The organism is Candidatus Paceibacter sp. (genome assembly GCA_013360865.1).
Taxonomy (GTDB): domain Bacteria; phylum Patescibacteriota; class Minisyncoccia; order UBA9983; family UBA9983; genus SURF-57.
This window is the reverse complement of record JABWAS010000015.1, coordinates 1-11,771: the sequence shown is the minus strand read 5'-3', so window position 1 is coordinate 11,771 and position 11,771 is coordinate 1. Positions and strand designations below refer to the sequence as shown.

The following is an 11,771-nucleotide window of genomic DNA, read 5'->3' as shown; positions in this document are numbered from 1 at the left end:
AATAGTCCGACCCAACACATCGCAATCTTCTGATTGCTCTATTTGTTTAAGATACGCTAATGCAACTCTGAATAAGTAATCTTTCCTTTTTTCGTTTTTCTTTCTAGTTATTTTTTTCATTTTGATTAAACCTTAATTGGATAGAGTGTATTTACTGTTAATAATTAAACTAAATTATAAATTGCTTCTACGAGCGTTGGATAATTTTTTTGAAGAAATTTAATTTCTTCTTGGTCAATGGGCGTTTCCTTACCGATTATTTTTGGGATAAAATCTAATCTTGCCCAAGCCACACCACCGCCGAAACCATCGGCACAAGCTATAATGCTGGTGCTCTCGCCTGTGATGATGTGGATTGAATAACTTGGAGGCAATTCCCCAACTAATTTAAGGTTTTCGGGAATTAACCCTCTTTCTTGTAATTGGTGCAGTTTAATGCCTGCTACATTTATTCTTTTCATGGATTTATTTCTTACCTCTATCCAATTTTAAAGGTCTGCTATTATTATAGCCCCCTGTGTTCCTGTGTCAAGCCTACCTGTGGATAACTCAAAAAGCAATTTTGGAGCTGTCGTAGTCGGTGGGATAACTTATTTTTTCTTTCTTATCCATTTTGACAGCTTTATCATATCCGACCTCCCGAACCAAGTCCGCCAACATCTTCGCTTTTTTAAACTTCTCGTTATCTGGAACTGGTATGCCATTGTCCAAGTAATACCCGTAAACTTCCGTTGCGTATTCCACCGCTTCCTTGTTGTTCATTTTTTTCATCTCGCCCCGCTGTTTGCTCGGCTCGCCTTTGAAGTTATAAACGATGTAAGGACGAAACTCGGTCATCAAGGTATTATGCCAATCGTCTATCTCGTCTTTGGTTATCCGTTTGTCTTTGAGCATATCGTCCAAGATAAGGGGATTGAAGTCCAGCTGTGCTTGGGTGAGGTTATGCTTCTTGTAAGCGATGTAAGCCGGAAGAAGTCCCGCCCAATACCAACCCAGAAACTCCTCGCTTTTGGGTTTCTCCTTGTCCTCCAGCGTCATCTTTACATCCTTTTCGTTCCGGCCTTTTAAAAATTCCGTTATTTTTAATTTGTTAAACGGCGAGAAACTGAAAGCCCCTTGTTTTATTTTGCACCACAACTCCAGTTTCATTTTAATTCTTTAAAAAACCATTACCACCAATTTTCTTCAATTTTTTATAAATGTCCTTGGGTAAGATAACACCAGAAATTTTCGGCCTTTTCTTCAATAACTTTTTTACAGTATTTTCAAATCCTTTTAAATGTTTGGGATTTTCTGGATTAAATGGTTCTGTTTTCATATTTCCCATAAACTAATTTCTATAAATTCCTCGCCCCTTTTTGTTATTTCTTTATCCACAATTAAGCGGTAAATATTTTTGTCGTTTATGCCCCACTTTTTCTGTAAAATATCTATCGTGGGCTTTAAACTGCTGTCTATGTCTTGTCCTTTATTACTAAAACCAAATTTAAAATATAATTCCAATTTTCCATTTCCCATTTTCAATTTCGGCAATTTCAGCAATAATTCTGTTTCATAATCTTCATAATCCTGCGTCTTATATCTTTTTCCCTGCCACGCTCTATTTACGCTTAATGGTTTGATTTTAATTATCATCGCCTCTCAATTTCTGGAAAACCTTTTTTAATAATTCGTCATTGCTATCTATGGCATCGTGGCAATTTTGGCAACCGATTATTACTTGCTTATAGTCTGACAATTTTTCCACATCTCCTTTATACCAATTTCGCCTGTGGCGGTGGCAATATTGAAGCGGCCAAGTCAAGGTGCAGTTTTCCAGTCTTATCTCGCAATTTCTAACACCTTTAATAAAAAACAGTTCTTTTAATCTTTTATTGGCTTGGATATTCACCTTGCCAATTTTTCCTATTTTTCTTAAAGGCGTTCGTTTCATTTTCTTAATTTTAAGCGACTGAACATTTTAATTATTCCTCATCAGCACTCTTGGTCGGGTGATAAGTTATCGGTTTTGAACAATATCCGCAGTTAAATTCCAGCCCCGCTTCGGCAAAAATCTTTTTATTTTCTCTGTCCATTTTTGCCCGTCCATCCGCATCTTTGCAGTTCCGGCAAAAAGTGGATTGTATGCCTATACTTTCGCCGCAGTGTAAACATCGTTGAATGTGTGCCATTTTATTTTTCTAATTCTTTAAGTTTTTCTCGCCAATAAATTATCGCCAATTTTTCGTCTTTTTTTTGAATTGAATTTGCCCGCAAGGTCAGTTTCGCAAATTCCTTCTCGCCCATTTTATTTTTTTTCCACTCCACATAACTTGCCGGCCGCTCGTGGAATATTCTATGACAGCCGGAACAGAGTAAATCAATATTTTCGGGATGCTGGCGGGTTGATTCTGAACGCCGGCCGTAGAAATGGGACAACTCTAATCCTTTGCCCTCTGGATATTGCCGTCCGCAATGTTCGCAACGATGCGGACGAGTTTTTAAAGTGTATTCCCGAAAAAGTTTATCTGATTTGCGGATTGTGATTTTCCCGAACATTCCTCTTTTGCTCCGTTAGTTAATAATTCTTTATAATCCCCCGCTGTTATTTTATAACTTTTATGGTCAGGCATATCGGAAGTTCTAGCTGAATAATAATATCTAGTGAACGGAATTTTTTTGATTTCTTTTATTTCGTAATAATTCGAGTCATCGGGATTTTGCGTTTCGTAATAGACATATTTGTTTCTTGTGAACTTTCCGACATTATATTTATGCAATATCAGTTTTCCTTGATGGGCGAATTGTTTAAGTTGGTCTAGTGTCATACGGCTCAATTTTTACTTTGATAAAAATCCGTTTCTTTGTTCCATTCATACAGAGATTTTGCCGCCAAAAATGCTTTAAAATCTCGTTCAATATTCATCATTTTGTCATCAAGATATTTCGCCTCAAAAGCGACATAGCCGTTTGTGTCTTTTCCTTTTTCTTCCATTTTTGCGATATATTCTTCTTCGGTTTCTTTCGCCAATCTCACCGCCCATCTGCCCTCGTAATTTTTCCCGCTTTCTTCTTCATCGGCTTTCAGATATGCGGCGGTTTGCAAGCTAACTGTGTTATATAATCCGTTAGAAGTTTTGATGTCTACCAAGCAGAGCTTACCGTCAATTTCCGCTTCAATGTCCATTTTGCCGACATAGTCGTATTTCTTGGAATAAACCACCCGCTCGGAAGAAATGAATTTAACTTTGTGTTCTTTCTCCCATTGCAGAAATCCATTGATTGCGTTTAACACTTTTGCGTCTTCGGGAATTTCGGGTTTTTCTTTTATTTGTTTGAGTTTATGGGCGATATAATCTTCAATCCATTTGTGGGCTAAATCTCCTATCGTGGCCGCTTGTTCCTTAAAACTAGCGTGAAGCTTTGAGCCTTCAATGATGTGTTCTTCGGTAATTCCGTTTGGTAAATTTTCAAAAAGAAAATTTTTAAAAAGTCCAACTGCCCAGTAAATCAATGGACGACTTTTATCTATAATATTAAGAATACCAGTAACTGAAGGTGGTCTTTTCCCGTTTATTATATATCTGTGTGTTTCTGGATAAAAATTGCCTTTTATTTTTCCTTTATATAATTCAAAATTTATAATTTCTTTCATTTTTTTATTTTCTATTTCGCTTATAATTTGGTGTTGTTTTATGACAATCTTTACAAAGAGTTCTTCCGTTTTTTATTTTAAATCTTTCTTTTGGATAATCAGCCCAAGCAAGTATATGGTCTGCTTCTAATTTTCCACCTTTTTGTTTACATATTTGGCAAGTAAAATTATCTCTCTTAAAAATCTTTTTTCTCCAATTATTGTATTTAGCAGATGCCCTTAATTTTTGATTTTTATGTTTTATACCACCTTTCCAATTATAGTGTTTTTCTCCTTTATTCATTCTGCCTATAATTTTATACCAACATTTTTTTGAGCAATATTTTCTGTTTAATAAATAACATTTTGGAACATAAAAATCTTTCAAACAAACTAAACATTTTATTTTTTTGCCTGAATGAGGTCTACCTCCTGTCAGATTTTTGCCTTTTTGCCATATTCCCTTACATTTAAAGGAGCAAAATCTTGCTGTAAACTTTCTTTTTCCTCTTCTCCTAAAAAACTTATCACAAACAATACATCTTTTTTCATTTTCTTTTAATTTTTGATTATATCCCACTGGTGCTACTATATTCATAATTATATTGTAGCACTAATTAAATCTCTGTCTATTTTTTCTTTCTTAATGCTTGGCAACTTCGGCAGAGTTGTTTTTTGTAAATTCGTTTGGAAAAAGTGGCTTCGGCTTTGGTTATAGGATTGGCACACTCTTCGCATTCGGCCTCAATTTTCGGAGTTTCGATTTTTGTCGATGTTTTCGGAGTTGTTGGAATTTTTGCGTCTTCGCCCATTTTTGCCATCTCTTCGCTCGGAGTGGCTTCGTATCCAGCCAATTTCATTACCCAACCTATTAGGTTGCGGTATGATTTTCCGATTGCCCTTGTTTGAGCCATAGAAAGTATGGCGTATTCGTCAAAACTCTTTTTCTTTCCTTCTTTGTTTGAGCAGACAGCAAAACCTTTGGATAAAACTTTGTCGTCTTTCATTCTAACGACTTCAACATCGGCTCGCCATTTTATTTCTTTGTCATTTGATAAATTTTCCACGCTGGCGATTCTCGGATAAATTCCCATCAATCCGCCGGCGAATTGCCAGCCTTCTACTTGCACATAATTTTTTCCGGCAATCGGAGTAAAAAGTTTCTGTTCAATTATGTGCTTTTTTAGCACTTGTGACATTGAGACCATTTGCACCGGTTGAGCGATGTCGTAATTGTTTTTGATTGTTAATTCTTTCATTTTATTTTTAGAGTTGAAGTTTCGGAAATTCGTTGCCAAAAAACCGAAACCTCAACTCTGCAACTAATTTTTAATTTTGACCTTTAAATTGTGTCTCTCTCCTCTTCTTCGGTCATTTCTTTTGACCACTCCGCCACGTCTTTGGCGGCATCTAAATCGGAGTCAGTCATTATGTCATCGTCTTCGTCCATTTTTATAAAACTCTTATTACGCTGATAATCGCGTGCAACGTTCCCAATCCGACTAAAATCAGAAACGCCCGCTTGTATATCCTCTCTCGCCTCAATTCTCGGCGGCGTTCAGCCAGCGAGATTCGGAGTTCTGAATAATCTTGCCACATATATTTTTTAAATTTTCTGCGACCTTTTTAACAACCAAACCAGTTATTCCCTCCTCTTGGCTTATTAAGGCTGTTGCCTTTTTTCGCTTCCGATTACGGGAGGAAACCAGTTAATTGTTAATGTGAGTTTATTATAAGCTACCCCCTACCAGTGTCAAATGGTCAATCTGTGAATAACGCAAAACAAATTATTTTTCTTTTTTTGTCAAATTTCTGGTCTTCCAACCTTTCTTGGCAATTTCGCTTAATTGAGTTTTAGAAAGTTTTTTATTGCGGGCTAAAACTCCGTCCCGCCCTTGCTTCACAAAAAAGTTTCTGTCGTAGATTTTGTTTTCTTCTTTTATTTCTTTTGTTTGTTTCATACTCTCTATCATAACATAGTTTTATACTTTTTCAATCTCTTAAAAATTTATTTTCCCGTAAAAATTGATAAACCCCGAAAGACAGTGCTTGAATTATTTCTTCTTCTTTTATTCCTTGAATATTTTTTAATCTTTCCCATAATCCGGTCTGCCAGAAAATAGCGTGCATCGCTTCGTGGATTAAGCACTGCTCTTTTTTCTGCTGGGTTTCGGACGGGTCAAGAAATATCTGCTGTTTGTGATAATGAGTTGAACCAAACGCATCGCCCGCGTAGGCAACATTGGCGTCAAAATTTACTTGCCAATCAAAACCATTTATCCGCACTTTTTTTGGAATTTTCATAAATAATTACAAGTTAATAAACTTAAATATTTCATTTTTTTATATCGCAGTTCATAGATTATCAAATGCTTTATCTATGTCTTCAGTTGTTATCTCATCTCCTCTTTCGCAAGAGGAAATTTCTGGCATTGATTTGGCAACTTCGTCCCAATCTTCCAGTTTTTTTTCAATCGCAAATCTTTGTTTGAATTTCCAAGCGTCATATTGTTTTCTTTTATTAAGATATTCGGTGTATTCGCTGATTTTTGAGTGTGCTATCCGATATTCTGGTAAATCGGAAAGTGTTTTCATTTCTGGAATTATTTTTGATTTGCTTTGTATTATTCCATTATCCTGAAGATAAGCAAACTCGCCTCCGACTGTTAAATATTTTTTCCCTTGCAAATCTGAAATTTTATATTTATTTAATTCTTTTTCAAAAGTGTAAAGTTCAAAAGAGTTATATATTTTAATTTGCCTTTGCGTTGGTTGTTTTATTGCCATATTATTTTGTTTTTAATGCTGATAATTTTTCGTTGATATACTTTCCGCAACTTTCAAGCGTCCATTTGAAATCTGCGTTTTTTACTAACCAGTCCATTGTTTGCCAAATTTTATCATCTTCATAAGGTTCAAGCTCTTTGGCTGCTCGTAAACTCCGACGTAATTCCACTTCTGCTTGTTTCCGGTTGGTAAAAGTAAATTTTTTAAATTTCCAATAAAGAGCGATGATTTGCAAATCTCTCCGTTGGTTGTTATCCATTCCCTCTAAGTAAGTTTTAAAATTCCAGGGTGCGAGGCTTGCCCTCGCAATGTATTCTTTATTATTCTTATTATCTTTATTCTTATTCTGTTCATTTGTGGATGATACCTGGGTATCATTTGTGGATGATACCGTATCATTTATAGATGATACATTAACAGATGTATCATTTGTGGATGATACCTTGGTAAACACCACTAAAGGTATAATTTCTTTTCTCACTTTTTTTTGTTTTCCTTTAAAAATTCTCTTGATATATCCTAATTTTTCCAACTTAGTTAAAGAGTTGCCGACCGTGCCGGTGGTTGCTTTTATGAGTTCGGCAAGGGTCTGATTGTTGGCCGTGCATTTTTCGTTTTTAAGTTTAGTAAACCAATAAATTACTCCATACAGCCTTTCATCAATAAGAGAAATTTCCTTGTCTTCTAGGAGTTGGTAAGGAATTATAATAAAATCAGGCAACTTAATCATAAATACCCCTTTTTAATTAACTTTTTTTTAATTCTCCATTGTGTTGCGCGGCTTCCAATGCAAGATTGTAGTATTTGTTCCTGTTTTTCTTTGGGAGTATTTTTCCTAAATGATTCTATGTTTCCAAAATACAAAAGATAAAACCATTCTCTTGGTTTAATTTTTGGGTTCATTTGTCCTCCAAATTTTATCCCCTTTTTAAGCCACATAAAATCTTTTGTCCACCCAACTTTTCCCGTTAATGGGTTTTTATTCCGTTTCATATTGAAATTATATCAATGTGCAACCACGGTTCAACTGTGGATAACTCAAAAATTGTTTTAATCTTTTATATTCCGTGCTATGATTTAATTAGTTTGAACCGAAACACATTTTTTTGTCGGGTTTCAAACGACGGATTTATCCGCTACTGGGCGGTTCGGCAAGCCGGCCGGCTGGGGCGGGCAGGGAAGAGGCAAGAGCCTCTTTTTTGTTTGGGGAAGGTTGGATTTGAACCAACGAAGCCTTTTGAGACGCCAGATTTACAGTCTGGTGCGATTGACCACTCCGCCACTTCCCCGATTTCATTACAAGAGGGGATATTTTGAATAAGTAAAATCCTTTGGCTTTTCTTTTGGCGTTTTCTTCGGCCAGATAGTCTTTATACATTTTAACTTTCTTGATTTGTTTCTTTTCTTTGGTTTGCAGTTTTCTTTCCAATGGTTTTTTAATAAAAATATTGAATTTAGCTGGTGTTTTTTTTGTTTTACCTAAATAATAATAAACAGTCGCCCTGTCAATGGAATATTTCTGGGCGATGGAAGAAATTGATTTTTTTTCGTTATATAAATTTTTAATTTCTAAAAGAATATTATCATCCACCTTACTTCTTGGTCGCCCCCTAAAAGTCATAATTTCATAATGCCATAGTTTAAAATTTTGTCCTGTGGATAAAAAGAAAGCCCCTTGCTTTAACGAGATGCCATTCGGTATCCCAACGCAAGGGGTCTTATTTCTTATTCTCATTATAACACAAAAACCGCCAGCTCGGAGTTTCCTCTCGGCCTTCGGCGGTTTTTGTCGCAATTCGTTAGCAGGATTATAAGTTTGATTTTTCTGCTAATGGTGTAAAAATTACACCGGAGAATGCCAAACTCTCCGCTATAATCTTTTCCAGCAACTATTGCTTGCAATCCCCAAACATGTTAAAATTAAAATATGCGTAATAAAATTGGGCAATTTACAAAAGGACACCCACCACACCCTAATTGGATAAAAAAATGGACAAAGCCAAAAAAGGAAATAATTTGTCCTGTTTGTAAAAAATTGTTTATTTTAAGGATAACATCAAAACAAAAAACTTGCAGTAAAATATGTGGTGATATTTTAGGTAGCCAAAACAGAACAGGAAATAAATCTTGGAACTGGAAAGGCGGAATACAAAACAATCATGGATATTTAAGAATGACTACTGGCGATAAACAATATCTACACAGAAAAGTTATGGAAGATTTTTTGGGAAGAAAGTTGTTGAAAAATGAGCATATTCATCATATTAACGGCAATAAACAAGATAATAGACTTGAAAATTTAACAGTAATTTTAAATGGGGAACATCAAAAAATTCACTGGGAAGACGGAAAACATTTTGGTAAACTCAAATGTTCTTTTTGTAAAAAAACATTTATAGGATATATAAGAAACAAATCAACCAAAAGGTTTTGTTCCAAAAAGTGTTATAGGGATAATCCAGAAAATAAAGAAAAAATAAAAATATACAATAAAAAATATAGACAAAAACATTTTTCTTTAAATTAAGTTTTTATCAAATACCAGCAAGTCCAATGATTTTGTCGCCCATAAGCAAAACTCCAAGCCATAAGCTGTATTTGGTCTTCTAAATCCTTATACTCCATCCACTCCATTTTTGCGTCTTTCTTGAAAAGGTTAAATGTGTTTTCGTGAAATTGGGCAATTCCATAAGCAAGACCATTATCTCCATAAATTCCTTCGTGTAGAAAATCACTCTCACAGTCAATTACTCTTTTTAATTCTTCATAAGAGACGCTATATTGGACAGAATATTTTTTAATTAAAGCTAAAATTTCAGCCAATTTTAAAGGTTCTTTTTCTATATGTCCGATAGAGCTTGTTGACGTGTCCATTACACTGTCCGACAGAGTGTCCTTTATGTCCAATACATAATCATCCGGCTTATGGACGATTGCCGTTGCTTCAAGATAAGGCTCTTCAGCCTCCGCCGTATACGTCTGATATTCGTATGGCTTCGCTGGAACAGCGATAGCGGCAACAGATAACAGACTTATGATAAATTCAAACATAGAGAGGGGACTCACCCCTCAATGCTAATTCTGAACTCCGCCCAAGTTTCTTTTCGCTCTGATATAACCTCTTATCGCCAGATAAGAAGTGAACAGAACGAACACAGCATCTATCACTTTATCCACTTGTTCGTTTACCAATTCAATGCCAGTGATGAGATGAATTACAGGAAGAAGACCGGCGGCGATTGATTTGACTGTCAATGATAATTTTTCGGGATTTTGCGTGGAACTTAATGCTCCTAGTTTCATTTTATTTTGTAATGCCAATAATTTTTGCAGGAGGCCGACTAACTGCCTCAATATGCTTATTTTCTTTTTATCAATTTCAATTTTTTGGATAGCGTCGTAAATTCCCAACGCTATACTCATTATACCATTTTTAATCTTTTCGACGTCGTCTTTGTTGGAGATGTAACCGCACTCCACGATAACGCCAGGGCAGGGGAGATGGAGAAATCCCAGCGTGCCGAAGTAGGAATATTTCTCGTGTTTCGCCCCCAGGTTAATCGTGCCGAGCCTTTTGGCTACCGTTTCGGAAAATATCTCGGCCAAGTCCCGCCTGTCGCTGTAATAGGCTTCCGTGCCATTGAGATAAACATTGTTATTGCTGTTTAGATGGATTGAAATGGCAATAGTATCTGCCTGGACATTCTTTCTGGCAAATTCCAAAGTTTCGGGGAAGGTCAGATTGTCGGGAACATATAAAGCGTCGGGCAGAAGTTTTCTAAGCTCATCCCGTATTTTAATGACCAGCTCGCCCTCGTTTATTCCGTTGGCGTTGGCTCCCTCTCCTTTGCGGTGTCCCGCGTCTATGATGTATTTCATAAGCACTTCCCCACTCCCCTGCTGGGTTTTAAGCCGTTTTTTCGCTGTTTAAGCGAGGCAATCAGCAGGGGATAGGGTATTAAGCGAAAATCGCTTTTATAAAATCCAATAATAACGACCACCAGCTAATCTTTGGTGTTTCTTTTAATTCTGTTGGTTGTTCTTTTTTTTTGATATAAATTCTTTTCGCCACCGATATTTTGTGGTCTGGGTGCAGTAATTTCTTGCTGTGGTCGTAAGAGTCAAAAATTTTCAGAATTATACCTCTTTCGTCTTCAATATATCCATAACACAAGCACCAGTGAGTGTTGGGCTGTCCATTATCAATATACAATCCGTCTTGTTCTATCCAAGCAGTTACAGCGATGGCGACAGGCGAGTAAGGCAGAGTGTTTTTTATCTGTTCTTTGGTCGGAACGATAAGCCATTCGTGTTTGAAGTCATATTGTTCTAGCCACTGCTTGCCTTTGGCTTTTAATTCGCTGGTTATCTGTTTAGGATTTGAAAACTGCTCGTAAGTGTCTGGGATTGGCAGAAGTGCATTATCTACTACCCCGTCATTTCTTATGCTTTCATAGGCGTTTTGAGGATTGGCTCCGGCCAAGGTTACACCGGCTAAAATATAATTAAATATCTCGGCAAAATTAGGCTCAAAGCCAAAAACTTTTTTAAAATAACACTCCGCTTGATTTTGGCTTCCCCAAACAGTGCAACCGCTTGTTTCGTATTTTTCCGCTTGCGGTTCATAGATAGGCAAGAAATCATCATATTGTCCATCAGGTTTAATCACAACCATTGGGATTTTTTCCGCTCCAAAAACATATTCTTCGGGTTTGATTTCTATCAGTTCGGGATTAAAGCCATAATTTTTTAATTCATTTTTCATCTTTTGACCAGAATACCTGCCCGACCTCTTTGCCGCACTCATCGCAGATGTAAATTATTTCTTCGTTCATCTTTGTTCTTTATTTTGTAAAATTAAATCTAACTTATTTTCCATCCTTTCCAGTCTTTTATCCACGCCCGTAACCGTCGCTCCAAGTTCGGAAATTCTTTCGCTTTTTACACCTAAGTCAGTTTGAGTTTTTTTGATTTCGTCTTCCAGTTTGTTGTCGGAAACGATTAAAAAGCCCATAATACCTCCGCCGATGGTCAATCCTATTCCAATTATTTCTATGATGTGCGTAGTTCCTTTGCTCATTTTATTCGTCCATTATTTTTTCTGCAGAAAGTTGATAATTTCGGTAATGGCTTTGGTGTTGTAATTTACCTGCTGGACTATTGTTTTTATGTTTTCAACATTAACTTTGTTCTGTTTTCGGTTCTGATAGATAAACCAGCCCAGTGTTCCTGACAAGATAACGATTATTCCGATTAAGGCATAGCGTTCTAATGTTAATTTCATTGTTTTTCCTGCAAAGCCGATATTGTGGCTTTAAGTCCAATCATATCCGCTTCGTATGTCCTGACTAAATTAAATAATCTTATGTTT

The 11,771-nt window shown here is 36.2% G+C and carries 20 protein-coding genes, 1 tRNA gene and 1 pseudogene; 1 reads left to right on the top strand and 21 read right to left on the bottom strand.

All coding sequences use genetic code 11. The annotated features are described in order from the left end of the window. Nucleotides 1-164: 164 nt before the first annotated feature. The 16 genes and pseudogenes from HUT38_03525 to HUT38_03450 form a co-directional block, all read right to left on the bottom strand. Nucleotides 165-461, bottom strand: a complete 297-nt coding sequence (locus HUT38_03525; protein ID NUQ57526.1) for a hypothetical protein — start codon at nucleotides 459-461, stop codon at nucleotides 165-167. Between the two features lie 88 nt (nucleotides 462-549). Further along, a complete protein-coding gene (locus tag HUT38_03520) occupies nucleotides 550-1,149 on the bottom strand; it encodes a hypothetical protein (protein NUQ57525.1) in 600 nt (199 codons plus the stop codon). 1 nt (nucleotide 1,150) lies between these two features. Next, the gene (locus HUT38_03515; protein NUQ57524.1) at nucleotides 1,151-1,318 is read right to left on the bottom strand and encodes a hypothetical protein; all 168 of its coding nucleotides are present in this window, start codon (nucleotides 1,316-1,318) and stop codon (nucleotides 1,151-1,153) included. After that, a complete protein-coding gene (locus HUT38_03510) occupies nucleotides 1,315-1,635 on the bottom strand; it encodes a hypothetical protein (protein ID NUQ57523.1) in 321 nt (106 codons plus the stop codon). The genes HUT38_03515 and HUT38_03510 overlap by 4 nt, the downstream gene beginning before the upstream one ends. After that, nucleotides 1,625-1,933, bottom strand: coding sequence for a hypothetical protein (locus HUT38_03505; GenBank protein NUQ57522.1), 309 nt, complete (start codon nucleotides 1,931-1,933; stop codon nucleotides 1,625-1,627). Before HUT38_03505 ends, HUT38_03510 begins: the two co-directional genes overlap by 11 nt. 239 nt (nucleotides 1,934-2,172) lie before the next feature. Continuing rightward, the gene (locus HUT38_03500) at nucleotides 2,173-2,538 is read right to left on the bottom strand and encodes a hypothetical protein (GenBank protein ID NUQ57521.1); all 366 of its coding nucleotides are present in this window, start codon (nucleotides 2,536-2,538) and stop codon (nucleotides 2,173-2,175) included. Between the two features lie 274 nt (nucleotides 2,539-2,812). Continuing rightward, nucleotides 2,813-3,634: a hypothetical protein gene (locus HUT38_03495; GenBank protein ID NUQ57520.1), complete on the bottom strand. Its 822-nt coding sequence runs from the start codon at nucleotides 3,632-3,634 to the stop codon at nucleotides 2,813-2,815. A 4-nt stretch (nucleotides 3,635-3,638) separates the two neighbouring features. Further along, nucleotides 3,639-4,211, bottom strand: a complete 573-nt coding sequence (locus HUT38_03490) for an HNH endonuclease (GenBank protein NUQ57519.1) — start codon at nucleotides 4,209-4,211, stop codon at nucleotides 3,639-3,641. Nucleotides 4,212-4,242: 31 nt separating this feature from the next. Continuing rightward, nucleotides 4,243-4,872 carry a hypothetical protein gene (locus HUT38_03485; protein NUQ57518.1) on the bottom strand — a complete coding sequence of 210 codons (630 nt, stop codon included), beginning with the start codon at nucleotides 4,870-4,872 and terminating at the stop codon, nucleotides 4,243-4,245. Nucleotides 4,873-5,400: 528 nt separating this feature from the next. Continuing rightward, nucleotides 5,401-5,574 (bottom strand): hypothetical protein, encoded by a 174-nt coding sequence (locus tag HUT38_03480; protein NUQ57517.1) that lies wholly within the window; start codon nucleotides 5,572-5,574, stop codon nucleotides 5,401-5,403. 31 nt (nucleotides 5,575-5,605) lie between these two features. Then, on the bottom strand, nucleotides 5,606-5,917 hold the full coding sequence (locus HUT38_03475; protein ID NUQ57516.1) for a hypothetical protein: 312 nt from the start codon (nucleotides 5,915-5,917) through the stop codon (nucleotides 5,606-5,608). Between the two features lie 51 nt (nucleotides 5,918-5,968). Further along, nucleotides 5,969-6,400 (bottom strand): hypothetical protein, encoded by a 432-nt coding sequence (locus HUT38_03470; GenBank protein NUQ57515.1) that lies wholly within the window; start codon nucleotides 6,398-6,400, stop codon nucleotides 5,969-5,971. A 1-nt stretch (nucleotide 6,401) separates the two neighbouring features. Then, on the bottom strand, nucleotides 6,402-7,130 hold the full coding sequence (locus tag HUT38_03465; protein ID NUQ57514.1) for a helix-turn-helix domain-containing protein: 729 nt from the start codon (nucleotides 7,128-7,130) through the stop codon (nucleotides 6,402-6,404). Beyond that, nucleotides 7,127-7,393, bottom strand: coding sequence for a hypothetical protein (locus tag HUT38_03460; protein ID NUQ57513.1), 267 nt, complete (start codon nucleotides 7,391-7,393; stop codon nucleotides 7,127-7,129). The genes HUT38_03465 and HUT38_03460 overlap by 4 nt, the downstream gene beginning before the upstream one ends. Nucleotides 7,394-7,604: 211 nt before the next feature. After that, a tRNA-Tyr gene (locus tag HUT38_03455) sits at nucleotides 7,605-7,689 on the bottom strand. 191 nt (nucleotides 7,690-7,880) lie between these two features. Further along, nucleotides 7,881-8,135 (bottom strand): annotated as a pseudogene (locus HUT38_03450) (helix-turn-helix domain-containing protein). A gap of 192 nt (nucleotides 8,136-8,327) precedes the next feature. Between HUT38_03450 and HUT38_03445 the strand changes: the two are divergent. Then, the gene (locus HUT38_03445) at nucleotides 8,328-8,927 is read left to right on the top strand and encodes an HNH endonuclease (GenBank protein NUQ57512.1); all 600 of its coding nucleotides are present in this window, start codon (nucleotides 8,328-8,330) and stop codon (nucleotides 8,925-8,927) included. On the opposite strand, the gene HUT38_03440 is transcribed toward HUT38_03445, so the two are convergent. The 5 genes from HUT38_03440 to HUT38_03420 form a co-directional block, all read right to left on the bottom strand. Then, entirely contained in the window at nucleotides 8,924-9,451 is a 528-nt protein-coding gene (locus HUT38_03440) for a hypothetical protein (protein NUQ57511.1), read from the bottom strand. The genes HUT38_03445 and HUT38_03440 overlap by 4 nt on opposite strands. A gap of 24 nt (nucleotides 9,452-9,475) precedes the next feature. Further along, a complete protein-coding gene (locus tag HUT38_03435; GenBank protein NUQ57510.1) occupies nucleotides 9,476-10,279 on the bottom strand; it encodes an N-acetylmuramoyl-L-alanine amidase in 804 nt (267 codons plus the stop codon). Nucleotides 10,280-10,358: 79 nt separating this feature from the next. Then, entirely contained in the window at nucleotides 10,359-11,165 is an 807-nt protein-coding gene (locus HUT38_03430) for a hypothetical protein (protein NUQ57509.1), read from the bottom strand. A gap of 66 nt (nucleotides 11,166-11,231) precedes the next feature. Continuing rightward, nucleotides 11,232-11,480, bottom strand: coding sequence for a hypothetical protein (locus tag HUT38_03425; protein ID NUQ57508.1), 249 nt, complete (start codon nucleotides 11,478-11,480; stop codon nucleotides 11,232-11,234). A gap of 12 nt (nucleotides 11,481-11,492) precedes the next feature. Beyond that, nucleotides 11,493-11,684, bottom strand: coding sequence for a hypothetical protein (locus HUT38_03420; GenBank protein ID NUQ57507.1), 192 nt, complete (start codon nucleotides 11,682-11,684; stop codon nucleotides 11,493-11,495). Between the last annotated feature and the right edge of the window lie 87 nt (nucleotides 11,685-11,771).

Coding starts and splice junctions, on each gene's coding strand:
- HUT38_03475 (NUQ57516.1), bottom strand. CDS start 5,917: ATGAAAATTCCAAAAAAAGTGCGGATAAATGGTTTTGATTGGCAAGTA.
- HUT38_03425 (NUQ57508.1), bottom strand. CDS start 11,480: ATGAGCAAAGGAACTACGCACATCATAGAAATAATTGGAATAGGATTG.
- HUT38_03445 (NUQ57512.1), top strand. CDS start 8,328: ATGCGTAATAAAATTGGGCAATTTACAAAAGGACACCCACCACACCCT.
- HUT38_03435 (NUQ57510.1), bottom strand. CDS start 10,279: ATGAAATACATCATAGACGCGGGACACCGCAAAGGAGAGGGAGCCAAC.
- HUT38_03500 (NUQ57521.1), bottom strand. CDS start 2,538: ATGTTCGGGAAAATCACAATCCGCAAATCAGATAAACTTTTTCGGGAA.
- HUT38_03520 (NUQ57525.1), bottom strand. CDS start 1,149: ATGAAACTGGAGTTGTGGTGCAAAATAAAACAAGGGGCTTTCAGTTTC.
- HUT38_03485 (NUQ57518.1), bottom strand. CDS start 4,872: ATGAAAGAATTAACAATCAAAAACAATTACGACATCGCTCAACCGGTG.
- HUT38_03525 (NUQ57526.1), bottom strand. CDS start 461: ATGAAAAGAATAAATGTAGCAGGCATTAAACTGCACCAATTACAAGAA.
- HUT38_03510 (NUQ57523.1), bottom strand. CDS start 1,635: ATGATAATTAAAATCAAACCATTAAGCGTAAATAGAGCGTGGCAGGGA.
- HUT38_03470 (NUQ57515.1), bottom strand. CDS start 6,400: ATGGCAATAAAACAACCAACGCAAAGGCAAATTAAAATATATAACTCT.
- HUT38_03490 (NUQ57519.1), bottom strand. CDS start 4,211: ATGAATATAGTAGCACCAGTGGGATATAATCAAAAATTAAAAGAAAAT.
- HUT38_03495 (NUQ57520.1), bottom strand. CDS start 3,634: ATGAAAGAAATTATAAATTTTGAATTATATAAAGGAAAAATAAAAGGC.
- HUT38_03420 (NUQ57507.1), bottom strand. CDS start 11,684: ATGAAATTAACATTAGAACGCTATGCCTTAATCGGAATAATCGTTATC.
- HUT38_03465 (NUQ57514.1), bottom strand. CDS start 7,130: ATGATTAAGTTGCCTGATTTTATTATAATTCCTTACCAACTCCTAGAA.
- HUT38_03480 (NUQ57517.1), bottom strand. CDS start 5,574: ATGAAACAAACAAAAGAAATAAAAGAAGAAAACAAAATCTACGACAGA.
- HUT38_03505 (NUQ57522.1), bottom strand. CDS start 1,933: ATGAAACGAACGCCTTTAAGAAAAATAGGAAAAATTGGCAAGGTGAAT.
- HUT38_03515 (NUQ57524.1), bottom strand. CDS start 1,318: ATGAAAACAGAACCATTTAATCCAGAAAATCCCAAACATTTAAAAGGA.
- HUT38_03430 (NUQ57509.1), bottom strand. CDS start 11,165: ATGAAAAATGAATTAAAAAATTATGGCTTTAATCCCGAACTGATAGAA.
- HUT38_03460 (NUQ57513.1), bottom strand. CDS start 7,393: ATGAAACGGAATAAAAACCCATTAACGGGAAAAGTTGGGTGGACAAAA.
- HUT38_03440 (NUQ57511.1), bottom strand. CDS start 9,451: ATGTTTGAATTTATCATAAGTCTGTTATCTGTTGCCGCTATCGCTGTT.